Origin of the sequence: Gilliamella sp. ESL0250 (assembly GCF_013345045.1) — a bacterium.
GTDB lineage: Bacteria > Pseudomonadota > Gammaproteobacteria > Enterobacterales > Orbaceae > Gilliamella > Gilliamella apicola_H.
In genome coordinates, this window is record NZ_JAAEDV010000010.1 from 1 (window position 1) to 18,348 (window position 18,348).

Annotated in this window: 14 protein-coding genes and 4 tRNA genes; 11 read left to right on the plus strand and 7 right to left on the minus strand. The window is 31.2% G+C overall.

Annotated features, from left to right (window positions below; all coding sequences use genetic code 11):
• The 10 genes from GYY69_RS08500 to GYY69_RS08545 form a co-directional block, all read left to right on the plus strand.
• A partial coding sequence (locus GYY69_RS08500) for a DUF2345 domain-containing protein (protein ID WP_174797291.1) occupies nucleotides 1–994 on the plus strand: 994 nt, incomplete at its 5' end.
• A gap of 30 nt (nucleotides 995–1,024) precedes the next feature.
• A complete protein-coding gene (locus GYY69_RS08505) occupies nucleotides 1,025–1,909 on the plus strand; it encodes a hypothetical protein (RefSeq protein WP_174797292.1) in 885 nt (294 codons plus the stop codon).
• A gap of 119 nt (nucleotides 1,910–2,028) precedes the next feature.
• On the plus strand, nucleotides 2,029–3,876 hold the full coding sequence (locus tag GYY69_RS08510; RefSeq protein ID WP_174797293.1) for a hypothetical protein: 1,848 nt from the start codon (nucleotides 2,029–2,031) through the stop codon (nucleotides 3,874–3,876).
• A gap of 176 nt (nucleotides 3,877–4,052) precedes the next feature.
• Nucleotides 4,053–5,843: a hypothetical protein gene (locus GYY69_RS08515; protein ID WP_174797294.1), complete on the plus strand. Its 1,791-nt coding sequence runs from the start codon at nucleotides 4,053–4,055 to the stop codon at nucleotides 5,841–5,843.
• Nucleotides 5,844–6,056: 213 nt separating this feature from the next.
• On the plus strand, nucleotides 6,057–6,986 hold the full coding sequence (locus GYY69_RS08520; RefSeq protein ID WP_174797295.1) for a hypothetical protein: 930 nt from the start codon (nucleotides 6,057–6,059) through the stop codon (nucleotides 6,984–6,986).
• 102 nt (nucleotides 6,987–7,088) lie between these two features.
• Nucleotides 7,089–8,849 carry a hypothetical protein gene (locus GYY69_RS08525; protein ID WP_174797296.1) on the plus strand — a complete coding sequence of 587 codons (1,761 nt, stop codon included), beginning with the start codon at nucleotides 7,089–7,091 and terminating at the stop codon, nucleotides 8,847–8,849.
• Nucleotides 8,850–8,979: 130 nt separating this feature from the next.
• The gene (locus tag GYY69_RS08530) at nucleotides 8,980–9,885 is read left to right on the plus strand and encodes a hypothetical protein (RefSeq protein WP_174797297.1); all 906 of its coding nucleotides are present in this window, start codon (nucleotides 8,980–8,982) and stop codon (nucleotides 9,883–9,885) included.
• Between the two features lie 85 nt (nucleotides 9,886–9,970).
• Nucleotides 9,971–10,885: a hypothetical protein gene (locus GYY69_RS08535; RefSeq protein WP_174797298.1), complete on the plus strand. Its 915-nt coding sequence runs from the start codon at nucleotides 9,971–9,973 to the stop codon at nucleotides 10,883–10,885.
• A gap of 72 nt (nucleotides 10,886–10,957) precedes the next feature.
• Nucleotides 10,958–11,224, plus strand: a complete 267-nt coding sequence (locus GYY69_RS08540; RefSeq protein ID WP_174797299.1) for a PAAR domain-containing protein — start codon at nucleotides 10,958–10,960, stop codon at nucleotides 11,222–11,224.
• Nucleotides 11,224–12,474: a hypothetical protein gene (locus GYY69_RS08545; RefSeq protein WP_174797300.1), complete on the plus strand. Its 1,251-nt coding sequence runs from the start codon at nucleotides 11,224–11,226 to the stop codon at nucleotides 12,472–12,474. The genes GYY69_RS08540 and GYY69_RS08545 overlap by 1 nt, the downstream gene beginning before the upstream one ends.
• 412 nt (nucleotides 12,475–12,886) lie before the next feature.
• Here the strand turns inward: GYY69_RS08545 and GYY69_RS08550 are convergent.
• From GYY69_RS08550 to GYY69_RS08575, 6 genes are all read right to left on the minus strand, one after another.
• Nucleotides 12,887–12,961 (minus strand) — tRNA-Gln (locus GYY69_RS08550).
• Between the two features lie 186 nt (nucleotides 12,962–13,147).
• Nucleotides 13,148–13,222, minus strand: a tRNA-Gln gene (locus GYY69_RS08555).
• A 25-nt stretch (nucleotides 13,223–13,247) separates the two neighbouring features.
• Nucleotides 13,248–13,332: transfer RNA gene (locus tag GYY69_RS08560), tRNA-Leu, on the minus strand.
• A 37-nt stretch (nucleotides 13,333–13,369) separates the two neighbouring features.
• A tRNA-Met gene (locus GYY69_RS08565) sits at nucleotides 13,370–13,446 on the minus strand.
• A gap of 116 nt (nucleotides 13,447–13,562) precedes the next feature.
• Nucleotides 13,563–14,660, minus strand: a complete 1,098-nt coding sequence (locus GYY69_RS08570; protein ID WP_342354072.1) for a multifunctional CCA addition/repair protein — start codon at nucleotides 14,658–14,660, stop codon at nucleotides 13,563–13,565.
• A 2-nt stretch (nucleotides 14,661–14,662) separates the two neighbouring features.
• The gene (locus GYY69_RS08575; RefSeq protein ID WP_174797301.1) at nucleotides 14,663–15,274 is read right to left on the minus strand and encodes a TIGR04211 family SH3 domain-containing protein; all 612 of its coding nucleotides are present in this window, start codon (nucleotides 15,272–15,274) and stop codon (nucleotides 14,663–14,665) included.
• A 113-nt stretch (nucleotides 15,275–15,387) separates the two neighbouring features.
• Here GYY69_RS08575 and GYY69_RS08580 point away from each other — a divergent pair, with 113 nt between their 5' ends.
• On the plus strand, nucleotides 15,388–15,609 hold the full coding sequence (locus GYY69_RS08580; RefSeq protein ID WP_174797302.1) for a hypothetical protein: 222 nt from the start codon (nucleotides 15,388–15,390) through the stop codon (nucleotides 15,607–15,609).
• Between the two features lie 126 nt (nucleotides 15,610–15,735).
• Here the strand turns inward: GYY69_RS08580 and GYY69_RS08585 are convergent, their stop codons facing one another.
• A complete protein-coding gene (locus tag GYY69_RS08585) occupies nucleotides 15,736–17,454 on the minus strand; it encodes a carbohydrate porin (protein ID WP_174797303.1) in 1,719 nt (572 codons plus the stop codon).
• Between the last annotated feature and the right edge of the window lie 894 nt (nucleotides 17,455–18,348).

Here is an 18,348-nt window from a genome sequence, read left to right on the forward strand (position 1 = left end):
CACCGAATACGGTAAAACACAACTCAATCTAGGGCATTTAGTTGATAATAAAAAAATCAAGCGAGGTGAAGGCTTTGAACTGCGCACCGATGAGTGGGGGGCAATACGAGCGGGTAAAGGGGTTTATTTAACATCATATAAACGAGAAGGTAACCAAGGTGTAAAAAAAGCCAGTTTAGATGGTGATGAAACAGCAATGTTATTAAAAACAGGCTTGAGTGTATCCAATCGCCTATCTAAACGTTCAGATAGCCACCGTGCAGGTAAATTGGAAGGCACAGATAGCTTTAATCTATTTGTGAGTTATACCGCAACAAAAATTGATGATAATTTATCATTTACTCAGCCAAGTATGGTGTTATCTAGTCCAAAAGGTATAGCAGCAGTCACTCCTGATAGTATTTATCAATTTGCTGAACAAAACATTTTGCTAACTAGCAAACATGATACGAATATTGCAGCCAATAATTCAGTGCATGTTAGCGCAACTAAAGATTATTCCGTTTTTGCCAAAGAAAATATTAAATTATTTAGCGGTGAAGCTAAAGTCCAACTGCAAGCCCATAATGGCGATATAGAGGTAATAGCCGACAAATCACTCAAAATAGTCAGCAACGACGATAAAATTAATATTAATGCTAAAAAAGAGATAACCATTGCATGTGGTGGTGCTTATATCCGTATTGCCGATGGCAATATTGAACTTTATGCACCAGGTATAATTAAACATGGTGCACAAGCCTTTCCATACTCTGGCCCACAAAAAATGTTACCAACACTTTATTCATTCCCAAAACAGCAACCACAAGCACCTTACGTTAGAAAATTTATATTGGTTGAAGAGGGAACCGGCAAACCGATTATGAATAGAGAATATCAAATCGTAAATAAAGATAATCAAGTAATTGCCGAAGGCAAAACCGATGCACAAGGTAAAGCGCAAATTGTAACATCAGGATATGAAGAAGATAAAGTAACATTTCGGTATAAATAGGTATAAAAAATTAGATTCTAGGAGTATTTTATGTATTGTACTGGAGCAACATCAATAACATGTGAATCTTCAAGCAACGATAAAACGATAGAAACTACGGTAAAAGCAGGAACACGAAAATTAGAAAATATTTTAATACGAAGAATTCCTAAAACAGCATGGAACAAACCAGGTCATTATTGGATAGAAATTGTTCATAAAGATGAAAATGAAATGGATGATTTTATAGTAGAAGCCAAACAGCAAGGCTTAAAAGAGGAAGATTTAATAAAATTTAATAAAACTCCGACTAAAATAAACGGTTTCCGTGAAAGCTATGGTTGGTATCCAATATCCAATAATGGTCTTCACAATTTTAGTATTAGAGGCGCAGTTACATTTAATTCTAGATTTATAAAAAATGATGGTTGTCTAAATGGCGATCATATTGATAGAAGAGAAAAAGACAAAAACCTTGAGCTAGATTATAAAATAGAACGAACTGCAGGTAGGAGCAAACTTAATAATGAACTGTCAACAATTGCGTTTGATTGCATGCAATATCGGCGTTTCGATTTAGATAATCCCATTTATTTAACAACAAACCCTTACTTATTACCTAGGGATTTACGAACAGAAAAACAGGTTATAGTAGATATTAGAAATTTTGTCGCTAAATTTGAAAGAGATGAACCTGAATGGAGTTGGAATGGTGATGGGTTTGATGAAACCAATTGCCATACCCTATTGTTTTTATTGCTAGCTAGTTGTGGTTTGGCTGATCCAGATGGAATCGGACAAGGTTATGATCAGCATTTCATAGATTATAAACAATCTTTAGATTCTAAATCAGAACCTGATGAAAAATATGAAAATAGAAAAAATTTAATTGATAAGTTGTTAAAAATATCTCAATCATTAAACAGTGTTTATTAGGGTTATCAATTCTATACTTAAAAATAATTAAGGATTATATGAAAACTTTCCACAAAATAAATTTATTACTCTTAGTAGTTAGCATAACAATTATTAAACCAGTTTTTGCGGAGATAACAATGAAACAACAATTTGAAATTATAAACCAATTAAAAACACAAGAAATTGAATCAGATAAAATATACTACCAGATAGATTTTAATTACTTTAGTAATAAAGAAAATAGTTTTCCTCAACAAAAATTATATTCCACGATTGATAATGCTTTGGATATTAATTCTTCAAAAAATCCTATACCAGCACACAAGATTGCACAGATTAAGTTAAATAATAATTATCAATATTATGATGTATTAAAACAAGATAGAAATATTATAGAAATCTTATACCCGACTGAAACTTTTCAAACTATTGAAGATGGTATTCATTATTATATTTTGGATAAATATAATCGATTACAAAAGAAAGAAAACTTTAAAGATGTCTTTGAAGAACCATGCTACCTTCGTGTTGAAAAACTAAATGGAAAAGTGATTAGTATCCAAAAGCGACCTATAAGTTCGATTAGTCATTTTAGTTATGATTATTGGCCTAATCAAAACCTAAAACACATTAAATTAGAAATATTTAATAATCAAAATAATATGATCTATCTATCGGAAAAATTTTATGATGAAAACGGAAATAAGTTAAAAGGTAATCAGAATAATCTATTAACTCAGCAAACCATGCGTTATACCGAAATCAACAAAGATCACATTGAACGTATTGAAGAATATTTTGATAATAATGGTATTAAAACCAACAGTGTTACTTATTTCGATAAATCTAAACCTTTTCCTCGAATTGAAAATAAGCAATTCAATAGCAAAGGAAAAATCATCAAAATAACAGGTCATAACCCAGATGAAATATTTGATGATGCCGCAAATGATTTAGTAGAGCCTTACCCTTATAATACATTAATGATGGATGTTGAAAAAACTAGCAGATTTGTGACAAGACAATTATTTAAACATACCTTAGATAAAAATACTAAACAATGGGACAATGAAGCAATAAACCGCACTAGATATTTAGAAATAAAACCGAATAAAACCTATTATGCTAAATTGCCTTATCCCTATTTTTTAGATGAACGTTATAAAAATTTCCCTCATCAAAAGCCGTTAACTTTAATCGAAGCCGAAAATCAACAATCTAACGCAAAATACTATGATTTAATCAAATTTGAAGTGGGCGATAACTATCAGTATAAAAATTTGATTAAAGAAAAGTGGCAGCAAACTCCAATCACTTTACCGTTAGAACAATTTAAACCGCTAGAAAACGGCATCTACTTTTTTGTTATGGATAATAATGGAAAATTATCTCCATTAGAAAACGTCGAACAAGCGGTAGAACAACCAAACTATATACGTGTTGAAAAAGAGATGGGTAAGATAATTTCGATAGTTAAAAAAACACGAATTTATAAAGTATTAAATGAGTTTGAATATCAAGATAATAGTTTGAAAAGTAGTAAATTTTTTGTGCTTGAAAGTTTGTTTTTGCCTCATTTTATTATTGAATCAAAATATGAAGATAAAAAAAATATTGTAACATATCAACAAATTAAAAATTCTCAAGGTATTATTATTAGAACTTATAATTATATAAACAAAGACCAACTTATTGCCGTATCAGATCGCTTTAATGATAACGGTATAAGAACTAATCATCTTGAGCTAAAACTATATGAATCATATGATAAATTTTATGAAAAAAATCAATTTTTTGATGAAAAAGGAAACTTGATATTCACTATTGATGATTCAGATAAGGAAAATAAAGATAACTCAATTATTAAAGGCAGAAATACGCCTCAACCATATGATAAATTACCCTTTATTCCTGATATGTTTGAGGAAGTTCTCTTTGATATTTATTTAGAACAATTAAAAGCAATGAACAACAATGAATATTAGAGAAAAGCAAGAAATCACCTAATAATTCAATGGAATATCAAAGATTACACAATCTAAATAAACTGGATTCTAAAAATTCGATTATGCAAATTTATACTAAAAATATTATAACAATTTCTATTTTATATTTTTTGGGTTCGGTCATTAATACTAATTTTACCTATGCGGATATAAACATGATAGTTCAAAAAACAATTATGAAAACACCACAACCTCTAGAAGCTAATAGAATTTACTACCAGTATGATTTTAAAAGTTTTCGTCATAAAGAAGATAGTTCTCCTGCAGAAGGAAAATTATTTTTATCTCCCGCAACGTTAGAAACAGACCCTGACGATGATATTGCATTACAGGAAATTTCTCAAATAATACTTAATGAAAATAAGCAATATCGTGAAGTTACAAAGATAAGAAGAAATATTATAGAAATACTCTATCCAACAGAGCCTTTTGAAACACTTGAAGACGGTATCCATTTTTATATTTTAAATAAAGACAACCAATTGCAAAAAAAAGAAAACTTTGAAGCGGTGTTTAAAGAGCCCGGTTATATACGTGTTGAAAAATTAGATGGAAAGGTGATCAGTATTCAAAAACGACCTATATATATGATTATCCATTTTAATTATGAATATTGGCCTAATCAAAATTTAAAGTATGATAAATTGGAGTATTATAATAATGAACATCAAATAATTTATTATGATGAAACATTTTATGATGAAAATGAAAAAATTATAGCGGGTAATAAAAAGAATCTGTTAACACGACGAAATATACGCTATACCTACATAAACAAAGATGGCATATCAAGAGTTGATGAATATTTTGATAGCCAGGGTAATAAAACCAATCATGTGATTTATTTTGATAACACTAATTCTCAACATAAAATCGAAAATCAAATATTGGATCATGAAGGAAAACTGGTAGCAATAAGTAATAAGGTGCCTGATGATATATTCGATCCTCTTAAAGAACAATTAGCTGAGAGTTATCCTTATAATAATTTATTAATGGATATTGAAAAAACAGACGAAGTTTTAACAGAGAAATTATTTCTTCATACTTTAGATAAAAATACAACACAATGGGATAACGAGGCGATAAACCGCACCAAGTATTTAGGAATTACCCCCAATCAACCGTATTACGCAAAAATGCCTTATCCCCTTTTTTGGGCTAATCGTTATAAAAATTTTCCCCACCAAAAACCTTTAACATTAATTGAAGCGGAACATCAACAACCTAATGCCAAATACAGTGATTTAATCAAATTTGAAGTGGGCGATAACTATCAGTATAAAACTTTGATAAAAGAAAAGTGGCAACAAACTCCAATCACTTTACCGTTAGAACAATTTAAACCGCTAGAAAACGACATCTACTTTTTTGTTATGGATAATAACGGAAAATTAATTCCATTAGAAAACGTCAAACAAGCGGTAGAACAACCAAACTATATACGTGTGGAAAAAGAGCTGGGTAAGATAATTTCGATAGTTAAAAAAACACGAATTTATAAAGTATTAAATGAGTTTGAATATCAAGATAATAGTTTGAAAAGTAGTAAATTTAAATTACTAGAAAGCACAATGTTACCAAACTTAGTCATTGAAACAAAATGGGAAAATTATTTGCCCAAATACCAAGTGATTAAAGATAATCAAGGAATAACGGTAAGAACAATTACAGTTATCAATCCAATAGATTTTCATGCTATTTTTGAAGAATTTAACTCAAATGGAATAAAAACCAATCGTATTGAAATAAATAAGAATAATAATCCTGACATAATAAACCAATATCTAGACGAAAAAGGACAACTGATTAAAACAACGGATGATTATCCCGAAAAAGATTCAGTCTACGATAAAATTTATAAAGAACCTTTCTATCCTATTTTTATAGATCAGCTGGAATATCAACTTTTTAAGCTTTATCAAAGAGAGTTAGAAAATGATTAATCCCAATCATGTCTACGGTAAATAATACAGTAACAAATTAGTGTAATTAATTTAAGTTATGTTTTTTTGGATAATTAGTACTGAAGTATAAAGGCATTACCATGTATAGCTTTAGGCAAAACCAATGCACAAGGTAAAGCGCAAATTATAACATCAGGATATGAAGAAGATAACGTTATTTTTAAATATAAATAATTAATGGAGAAAATATTTATGAGTGATTGGGGCGACTTAGGTACTGATATTATGGGGAATACTGTTCCTTATGATCCTAATAATCCTTGTACTTCGTATAAATATGTAAAAGCAGGTTATAGAGAACTTGATTGGATTCGGATATGTAGAATTCCATTAGCTTTTTTTGGGAAAAATGGTGCTTTTCCTGGTCATTATTGGATTGAAATTATCCATGATGATGAAGATATTATTGATAAACATATAAAGGTAGCTAGAGAAGAATATAAAACCGAAGCAGAAATAATTAGTTTAGGAAATGTTAAATCTGCTAATGGTTTTAGAGAAAGTTATGGATGGTATCCTGTTGATTTCCCTGTGACAATAACTCCTAATGAAGACCCTAAGACAACCGCTAATGTTCCTATCAAATTGATTGAATTTAAAGAAGCTGGGACTTTAAATGGTGATTCAACGGTAAGGCGAAAAAAAGACGAATCTGAATTTCTTATTCATATAACACCACGAGAAGCTGGAAGGAAAACAATGAATAATAACTTATCTATTTATGCTTTTGATCCTCATCAATGTTCACGATTTCATAAAGGTGAAATAAAAATGATGTCACACCCTTATTTACTCCCCAATGATAACAGAACGAAAGAAGATATTATTAAAGAAATTAGAGAATTTGCAAACTCATTTTACGATGAATATTCAAAAGAATGGAGTTGGTATAATGATGGCTATAATGAAGTCAATTGTCACACCTTTCTATTTTTATTATTAGGTCATGTTGGTTTAGCTGATCCAATTATTGCTGAAGATAAAGATAAACATTTTCGTAAATATTTTGAAAATATCAAAAAAAGGAAAAAAGAAAAACCTATTTATTTTCAAGTATTAACCAAGTTAGAGGATATTTCGAAAAAAATCAAAGAAAATTATGAGTATAAAGTTACTTGTTAAGTATGAAAAATAATGGCGTTACTGATGAGAAAAAAATTTCTAAAATTAATTTACCTTTTTATTTTATTACCAAATGTATTTTATTCGACTTTAGGACTAACAATGCAAAAAGAAAATTTATCCGATGATATCATCATTAACCAATTAAAAGCACAAGGAATTAAGCCCCATATCACTTATATTCACTCTGACTATAATTATAGTAAATATAAAAATTTTCCAACACAACCATTTATCACTTTGGCTGAAGCAGAAAAAATAAACCCCAACTCTCCTGATAATATAATTCAAATTATTGAATTGGATGATAATTATCAATATAAAAGTATTCTCGAAAAAGACAGAGATTTGATTGATATTTTATTTCCCATTGCCATGTTTGATGATTATCCAGATGGTGAACACTTTTTTACCTTGGACGAAAAGTATCAACTTCATCACTTAAACTCGGCTGAAGAAGCATTAGCACAAGACTGTTATCTCAAGGTAATCATCCAACAAGGTAAAGTGATAAAAATGCAAAAACGTCCTTTAACGTATATTAATAAAAATATCTTTACATATTGGCCAAATGGTAATATACAAACAGATATTAGTGAAAAACTCGATTTAAATAATAAGCCACTTGTTCGCTACGAAATTGAAAATGATCAAACTGGCAAGCGAATTAAAATGTTAAAACATAACCTAGTGACAAATTATAAAGCGGTTATGACTTATTTATATACAAACGATGTTTATTCAATAATGGATATTTTTAATGAAAAGGGGGTTAAGGTTAATCATACCATTATCCATGATAAAACAGGTAATGTTGAAAGCCAATATTTAGATGAATCAGGCAATATTGTAAAAACCACAAATTCTGAACCAGAAATTTTCTATGATCAGGATTTACCTCAACCCGCTATTTATCAATCTATTCCTATGGATTTTAAAAGGGCACATCATTTCCATATAAGTAATTTCATTCAACAAATGGCATTTAATAAAGATACCACACTAGCAGATCAAGAAGCCATCACTCGAGCCAAATTTTTAGGTATAAAACCGAACAGTAGTTATTACCACCCAACTCCATTTCCAAAATGGGCGGAAGAACGTTATAAAAATTACCCACATCAATTTGCAATGAGCTTATCTGAAGCTGAATTTCAGTATCCTAAAGAAGAGTATGTTGACTTAGTCAAAGTAACTGTGGGCGATAATTATCAATATCAAACAATTTCAATGGAAAAATGGCAACAAGTTCCGTTATCACTGCCTATAGAACAATTTAAATCGTTAGAAAATGGTTCCTATTTTTTTAGCCTAGATGATAAAGGTCAATTAATCCCATTAGATGGCATTGAACAAGCTATTTTGTTGCCTAGGTACGTTCGAGTAGAAAAAGTAATGGGGAAAATTGATTCAATACTACAAAAAACGAGGATACAAAAGACGTTACAGCAGTATGAATATAGTGATAGCAATCAAATGTATAAACAGATTTTGAAAGTATTAGAAAGCCCTGTTATGCCATCAATAACCATTGAAACGATCTATGATGATATTGGTTTATATGCAGTGTCGCAAACAATCAAAGATAATGAAAATAGAAAAATCGCAGTTTTTAGTAAAGTTCAGAAAGATAGGATTTATGGCGTAATAGAACGTTTTACCCCTGATGGTGTAAAAACCAATCATATTATTCGATATTACGGTAATGATGTTGAGAATCAATATCTGGATAATGAAGGCAATATCAAATTTACAACAAGGGATATTAAAAATAAAAATAATCCTCAACTTTACGATATGTTACCAGTTTATTCTGATGAATTTATTGGTCTAATGTTCAACAAATTTTTAGATAATAAATGAGTATCAATAAAAGATTAACAGCCATTTATTTTTGCAAAATGTGAGGTATTATTTTTGACTATTATTTAGAACAAAGGTAAACAAATAATAAAGCTCAGAAATATATGTAATATATTTATAAGGAGTAAAAATGGGTTTTGAGACTTGGACGCCACCTCCTGGTTGGGTTGATGTAGTTGGAAGAACGGTTTCTGATTCACAAGATAATCTACGCAAACAAATTGTTATAGCTGGCCTTAAAGAGTTAACACGGATCCGAATTTGTCACCTTCCAACCCTAATACTTGGTGGACGTATAGAATGGGATACAGAAACAGCACCTGGCCACTATTGGATTGAAATAATTAATGATTTAAGCAAAATGGATGGCAGCGAAGGATTTATTGAAAGTTATGGGTGGTATCCAAAAGAACCCGCAACTTTCTTAAAAAATTTTACCGCTGATGGCTGTTTAAATAATGATTGTAAATATTTTCGGGATAAGGATAGAAAAGGCGAAGGAGAAGGAGAGCCTAATGAAGCAGGCAGAGCAATCATTAAAGAAGAAGATAAAATTTATTCTTTATATCCTTTTGATCCCCATCATAATGGAAGATATACTATCCCTAATAGTGATAAAGGTGAAGTTAATCATCCTTATCTTTTTGTCAATGATCCTCGAACCGAAGAAGACGTCATTGAAGAGATAAGAAACTTTGCAATAAGTCATATTTCTGAAGAAGAAAATAAAGCAGTAAAAAAATGGTCTTATGCATTTGAGCGTTACACAGAATATAACTGTCATACTTTTCTATTTAATTTATTATATGAGGCAAATTTGGCAGATAGATATATTTTAAAAGATGTACATTTTATGAGGTTTTTAGCCTCAGCTAGTGATTACAAAGATGAATATCGATATACTACTGATTATCATGGACATGTAATTAAATTAAAAAACCCAGAAAGTATCAGAAAACAAGCTAATGAAATTTATAAAAAAATGAAGCAAGTTAATGATAATGCAAAAAAATTAGCTGATATACTGAAAGCGTAATATATAAAAAATAATATCTATGAAAAAAAAATTAACATTAACCTTAATAATGATGCCATTATTAATCTATGTATTAGGAGCAATTATGACTGGCTTAATCAATCCATTAGATGTTGCTAAATGCATTAAAGTTCGCACAATGGGGATTAAACCTCACGTGCCTTATTATGGCTCGACCAGAATAATACTTAATCATTACCGAATGCCTACCAATTATCCTGATTTTGCCCCAATTTCCCTTGAAGAAGCTGAAAATGCGCCCTATCGCGTTCAATCTCCGTTTAGTACTAAACTTAAAATCAATGAAGTTGGTGATAATTATCAATTTAAAGAGCGTTGGAGTTATAAACGTAAACCACAATATATTTTACTTAATGAGCGGCAATTAAACAGTTTAAAAGATCTTGAAAATGGCTCTCACTTTTTTATTTTAGATACGCATTTACAACTGCAACCGATCACCATTGAACAAGCAATTACATTACCCAATTATATTAAAGTAACAAGAGAAATGGGCAAAATTATTGCTATTGAAAAAAAACCTTTGCTTTCGATTTGTAAATGGGAATATGGTTACTGGCCCCATAGCGCTAATATGCGTTATTTAAGATTTTTTATCTATGCAATAGATAAAAAAACACTATTACAATCTCTTTATGTGGAATATGACGAAGAAGGTAATGATTTAATGGCCATAAGAAAAGATCAAAATAATAAACTAATAAGTGTGGAAAAATATTATCCCAAAGGAAGTCAATATTATTCTGAAACTACGTTATTTAATGAACAAGGTGATAAAACAGCTATCTTTTATACCCCTAGTTCTGGGAACAGCAAAATTGTTCATCTTGATAAACAAGGAAATATAACTGACGTAACATATGGCAGTGTTCCATATCATAGAATTCCTGATTTCCCTGAGGAAGAACGCTATAAAAATCTTACAATTGATACTAGTAAAGAGTACAAAGCCGTTGATAGATTAGAATCTGAAAAATAGATTTTTGACTAAATTTTAGAAATTATATGTGCTATTTTTTAATAAATTATCAAAGTCAAAGGAAATAAAATCATGAAAGGGGTAATTAGATTAGGCGATTTAACTAACCACGGAGGTAAAGTTATTTCTGCTTCATCAAAACTTGTCGTATTTAATAAAGGTGTTGCGCGTGTTGGTGATATGGTCAGTTGCCCAATAAAAAATCATGGTGTTAATCCTATAATTGAAGGAGATCCTCAATTTATAGAAAACGGTAAACAAGTTGCTTTTCATGGACATAGATCAGCATGTGGCTGTACACTAATTTCATCACTAACTAATTTTGGTAAAAATAATTAATGGCTATCGATTTAACTTTACTTCCAAAACCAATAGTTCTAAAAAAAGGGCTGTCTCGCCTATTTTGGTTTATTGCTTTAATTGTATTTATTGCTATTGGCTTATTTTTTACCTGCATGAAGCAACTCAATAGTAATTTAACACAAAAGCATCTAATGATTGGTATTACTTTTTCAGTCTTAAGTTGGTTGATATTATTATCCATATGGTTTTTTATTCAAGGGTGTAAAAAAAAATATGCTGAAATTTGGAATCAATTAAGAGAAGAACGGAAACAACAGCTCATTGAGTATGGTCAAAGACCATTATATGCTATTTTCCATCACTTGTTATCTGAATTTGGTGATGATAATCATGCGCAGGCGCTTGTAGGCGGTCTAATGTCACTTGAAACGAGAACGACTAACTTGTCAAATCATTATGAAAATCCAATGTTTTATTCAAAATTTCTATTTAATGATTTAAAATCAGACGATTTTAATCAAAAACTAGATAACTTATTTGATAAGTTGCATAAGACTTTATCAATTTTAAACGATAACGCTTTTAATGGCGTTCAAAAACATATTCGCTTATTTATTGATGTCCCCATATTAACCGAAGATATAAAAAAAATTTGGGAGCATAAACTCGGGAAAACAAACTTATTTGATTCTTGGCAGGTTATTGATGCAAAACAGAGTACTATTTTTTTAGATGACTGGTTAGATGATTTTGCAAATGATGATTATTTATTATGTTGTATTAGTTTGTATTTATTTGAAAAACCTGCAGCGTATAGTGCTGAGGCTATGACAAGTATGATTTTTTTAGGTAAAAATCTTATTAATAAACAAAATACTATTCAATATATACAAAAAAGCAAATCGGTGGTAGTTGCCTTGCATCGAACAGAAGAAGGTGAAAAACTTGAGCATGTTCTTGAGCACGCTGAATTATGGGGAAAATTAGACAATGATGAAAATAATAAAACTCAGTTAGGTGCTATTTGGCTATCGCAATTATCACCAGAAACTAACGTCAATGTTTTAACACGATATATTGATAAGCGGTGTTCAATTAAAAATATTTATAATGTTGATTCAGCATTCGGTAAATCCGGAGATTGTGATTATTGGGTTGCATTAGCTTTTGCTATCGAATATGCCTCTCAGATTGACAATAAACAAATGGTTATTGGTGAAAAAAATACATGTTTTAATGCCACCATTTTAGATAAAATAAAATTTGAGATAAAAAAGGACACATAATGGAAAGACTGATGCTTGGTTAGACTTTTATTTGTTATATTGTAGCAATTTGTTGTGTAGTATTTGTTTGGCTTTCAGATAATACACAGCTACTGACTGCACGCATAAAAGTGGAGTATTCTTTCAAAATATTATTTGTAAGTATGTTATTTAGCTTATTTGCCATCGTAATAAAATTGATTATTAATTTTATCGTTAAAGATATATTTAAAGGCGAAGAAGGAAACTATTTTGTGAAAAAACTAAAATAAAAATTTTTTATGTCAACAAAACCCCATATAAATGCCTAAGTGCTATCCCTATTAAAATAAATTTAATTACAAAACGTAATTATTTGCATTCAGTAAAGTATATAGGGATTCGTTAACTTTTTAGTTAAAAAGCAACAATTCCTAATACAACTTTTTTGTATTGGCTGGGGTACCAGGATTCGAACCTGGGCGTGGCGGGATCAAAACCCGCTGCCTTACCGCTTGGCTATACCCCACTATAGAAAGTGAAAATCACCTTTGATACGAGCTGTGAGATTCGAACTCGCACACATTTCTAAGCTAGACCTTGAATCTAGTGCGTCCACCAATTCCATTATGCTCACATAAAAATAGTGAATAATTAATACACCAAACATTGATACAAATCAAAGGATGAAATACCAAAATTATGCATATTGGAATGGCTGGGGTACCAGGATTCGAACCTGGGCGTGGCGGGATCAAAACCCGCTGCCTTACCGCTTGGCTATACCCCAATAAAGGATAGATATTAAGATTAAATGGTGCGGGTGGAGAGACTTGAACTCACACGCCTTGCGGCGCCAGAACCTAAATCTGGTGCGTCTACCAATTTCGCCACACCCGCACTGAACACTTTCGGTAAAAGTACTACCTAATCTTAATGGTGGCTACGACGGGATTCGAACCTGTGACCCCATCATTATGAGTGATGTGCTCTAACCAGCTGAGCTACGTAGCCATTTATTCGCAACGTCGTAAGCAACACTGCGAGGCGCATTATGCTTGTGTTACGCCAAATCGTCAACCCTTTTTTTAAGATATTTTGAAAAAAAGTGATGATTGATTAAGATGCAATCAAATCCAGTTTAATAACGCTTCAATTCTCCTTTTTTGTAACTCAACATGGATTTGTTTTCCTGTATAACCTTCCGCAATAATGTGTTGTACATTGACATTATTGGCAATTTTATAAGCTTCTTTCAAGTAATTTGCTTGTGCAAATGATGTTGTTTTGACAAACGCTTCGCTTGCAATAATTAATTGTTCAAGGTGCAAAGGATTGCGCCATACATCTATACTATTTAGTAAAGAAACAATTTGCTCAGCAGATAGTGTCTGCACTCGCTCAAAATCGCTATGATATTGTTGAACCATCATGGCAATTTTAGTGTAGTTGTTTGGCGCTTTAATTTTTCTACATAACGCTTCGACTGCTGACTTGTTAGCTAACAGAGCACACAGCACGGCGAAACGGATAGTTAAATCGTCAGTTAACAAAGTAGATTTTTTTAGTGCATCAATAATATTGGTTGATAAGTCTAATGATGGAAACAGTAACGTAAGCGCTCCACATTGCTCTAACACTTGAAAATAGATTTGAGGATTTGAAGTGGACAATGCCTTTTCTGTTTCTTTCCATACTCGCTCTGGTGTTAGATAACTAACCTCACCGTCTGATACCATTTGTTTCATTAATGCTAGCGTTTGTGGCGCGACAGTAAAATCCAATTGCTGAAAACGGGCAGCAAAACGTGCCACACGCAATATACGTAGTGGATCTTCTCGAAAGGCAGGTGAGACATGGCGCAAAATTTTATGATTAATATCATCAACACCATGATAAGGATCGACGATATTACCATTTTCATCCATGGCAATGGCGTTAATGGTTAAATCACGGCGAATCAGATCTTGTTCTAATGTGATTTCTTTACCAAAATCGCAAATAAATCCTGTATAACCTTTACCTGATTTTCGCTCAGTGCGAGCCAATGCGTATTCTTCTTTTGTGTCGGGGTGCAAAAATACTGGGAAGTCTTTACCAACTTGTTGATACCCTAACGCCAAAAGCTCGTCTGGCGTAGCGCCAACAACAATCCAGTCATGGTCAGCAACGGGCAGATGCAATAATCTATCGCGTACACTTCCACCCACAAGATAGATTTTACTCACAATCACATCCAACGATCTTTTTTACGTCGGCTAGGTATAATTCTTGGCAATATAAGCCCTAAAATAAGACCACCGCCCGCAACAAGACCACCATAAGTAAACCAAGTTACAATAAGATCACGACGTTTATCATCCACTTGATTTAGCATTGATTCAATTTGTGCTCCCTGCTCTTTGACTTGTTGTTCTAAAGCTTGATTTCTATTTTGTAGTATTTCAATTGATTTTTCAGCCGATTGCAATTTTTGGACATAATCACTCACTAATTTTTGTTGATTAGCTTCGGCATTATCAATTTTATCTTGGTATTCTGCCAGTTTTGCTTCTAACGCAGGAAAGCGTTCTTTATAGCTAGGCTGCTCATTTAGTTTACTCGTTTCAATCCAAGCAGCATTGCCATTATTAAGTTGAATGCGGGTATATTTACCATCCGCACTTTTTTCAAGTTCAACAACTTTTTCACCAGCTTTAGCAGAGTTAGAATACGCATATTGCGAGCCTGGGCCACGTCGCAAATAGATATCAACATTATCAGTCACATATTTGTCTATAGCATAACCATCACACGAAATGGCAAAAAGCGAAATTAGCCCAATAATATTTTGTTTTTTCATTATATTACCAATAATTACCCTTAAATAATCACATAATAACATAAAAAAATGGCAATTCGCATATTGATCTTATAATAAATGGTTTTAAAGCTTGAAATAGAATTAAGCAACTTATGGGTGAAATCGTTTACACTTTATGGGATATTAATTACCGTAGGGATTATTCACGTTATTTACACCCTAAATTAGTCACCACCCGTTATCCATCACTGACAATAGCAAAACTGGCTGCAAAATTATTAAAGCTTGCTAAAGAAGAAAATATTCCACCAAATTTAATGAATGTCTATATACCAATCTTAACTAAGCGTTATTCAGTAAACAGGATTAATTAATAATATTTACTGAATAACGTAGGTAAACATCAACAAAGTATTCATTTTACATCTAAACTAAGTAAGGTAAGTGGTATTACCTTACACCTATAATATAGTTTAGATATTATATTTATGAATTTGCACTTAAAACCAAACTTCTGTTTGTACACCAAAACTAATTTGATGATCTTTACCATTAAAATCAAATTGACTAATATCATTTTGTAACGCTTCTATATAAGAAACATAAAAACGAATATCAGGTCTTGAAGACAAAATACTTTTTCCAACTTTGAATGAATGATAAAGTGTTGTTTTGTAGCCCTCTTCAACATAAGTTTTACTTTTGACTTTATTCTTTTGCCTAAAGTAACCTAGTTCAATACCGCTTTGATTATAAGTATCCCATATATAAGCAGGTCTTATTGCTGATTTAAAACTCGTAAAATCGGTATGAGCAAGATGAAGATCATAAGAATAAACATCATTGCCCGAAGTTAACGCCAAAGCATGAGCAACAATAATATCATCACTTAAATAGGCTTCACCTTCTGATACAAAGCGATAAACTTTACCGCCAGTATGCGTTCCAATATAGTCATTATCCGAATTACTGGCAAACTCTGGATTATTAGTATTAATGTTAGCTAACTGTGAAGCTACAGAATTGGTTGCTGTCTGTAATGTAAACTGATTAAATCCACCAAAAAACTGATTTTGTCGCAAAACAAAGCTACCAAGCCAAGCATTTTTAACAGATACATTATCTTGGATTTTAGATTTATTTGGCGCTGAATAACGCGCATTCACACCAAGCGTTGCATCTTTCCATAATGGAATATCGCGATAGCGGATTTCTATTTCGTTTAAATCAACTTCTTCTTTTTTATACTGGGTAATTTTATTTCCATTACCATCATCTTTAATGACATCTTGTTTATTTTTTACATTTACATCTGCTCTAACTAAAGCTAAATCAAGAGTACCAATTCCGAATTTAAGATTTTCAACACCAACTCCCCCGCCTGCTGGCGTTTTTTGCGTTTTCCAATCAAGCATTTGTATTTCATTATAAGGTAAAGAGTGTTTACCAACCCATAATTTCGCATCAGGAAAACGCGGTACAAAACCTTTAGTTTCTAGATAGATATCTGAAAATTGCATAAGATTATCATCTTGAGTATTAAATAAACCCGCAGCTTTATTGGTCGCCACGTTTCCATCAATCATAACAATTGCATCAACTCTTCTGCCCTCTTGATCATAGACTTTTTGCTTAAAGATAAGATCATACCAACCACCATATTCATTACCAAATCGACCTAATGCACCTTCAGCATAATTTTTAGGTTTGCCATTACTTGAAGTTGACCAACCACCACGGAAGTAGCCGTTATAAGAAAATCCAATTTCATCTTTAATATAGTCTTTAAATTCAGCTAAAGTAAATGATGTCTTTTCTGGAGCGCTTTCACCTTGTCTGGTTTCGGCTTTTGGTGTGTTAATAAGTACAATTTGTTGATTATTAATTGTTTGTACTGCATTAACAGGCGCCTGTTGCTTTGTAATTGTTGCTTTTTGACTATTTTTAAGCGCTTTTTTCTGATTATTGATAACAATTTGTTGTTTTTGAAGATGATTATTTAGTTGAGCAAGCTGTTTATTAGACTCTATTACTTGCTTTTTCAAATCATTAGACTCTTGACTAAGTGCTAATAATTTTTGCTCTAATAACGCAATTCTTGCTTCTAACTCATCTTGAGTTGCTGCCAAAGCATTTGGTAAATAACATAACCCCAGCATAGTCATTAAAACAATTCGTTTTGGCTTGCTTTTACATACTATTTTTTTTGAAATTTTCATTTTTCCCCCTATTCATTATTTTAAAAATAGATAAATATTTTTTAAATTTGAGACAAAAAAAAACCTAAAGAATAGTTATAACTATTCTTTAGGTTTTGCCCGCTATAATTCGGTAACAATCCAATACCTTTTAATAGGTAATTTCAATATAACTAATAAAAACGACTATTCAAAAACTAAATACTAATATTGTGATTGATATCACATTAAAAATTGTCATTTTATATACAACATCAGCCAATAGAATAGCCAATCTTTAAATCAACTAAAAACGATAAAAGGTATACTTAATAGCATGTATACGATTACATAAATGTTAGTCAGGCCGCTATTTTTAATCACATATAGCTTATAATTGATAAAAATCAATAAAGATATTTGTATCAGTATTACATAGTAAACCGAATACGTTGGGGGGAAATATATGAACACTGATCTAAATGAGATTATAAATAGGCATGAGTGGAATAATTTATCCGTTTTAAGCCTCAACCGATTTGCCAAAAAAATTTCACAGTTAGGGAAGTAAGTAAGATACTAAAAAATGTTTATTTAGAAGCAATATTATCGTGAAACAGAGATTGTTTTTGATCGGTTTTAGTATATCTCTTTTTTATCTAATTGTATCCATTCTTTAACCGCTGTCACGAGGATTTGAAAATAATAAGCAATAAAACCATATTTGTCATGAATATTAACATAATGATTAATAACTTATTTTTTAGTCGAATAAATATTTTGTTATCATAATTGGTTTTCTGATCGCCGATTAAAAATATTCAACTGTTAGAAAGCCGTTCATGTTAATTAAAACAACTAATTAGATAAAAAATAAGGCACTCATTATTTGTGCCTTATTTTTAGTTATTTAATCTATTTTCAACACTGAAAGTT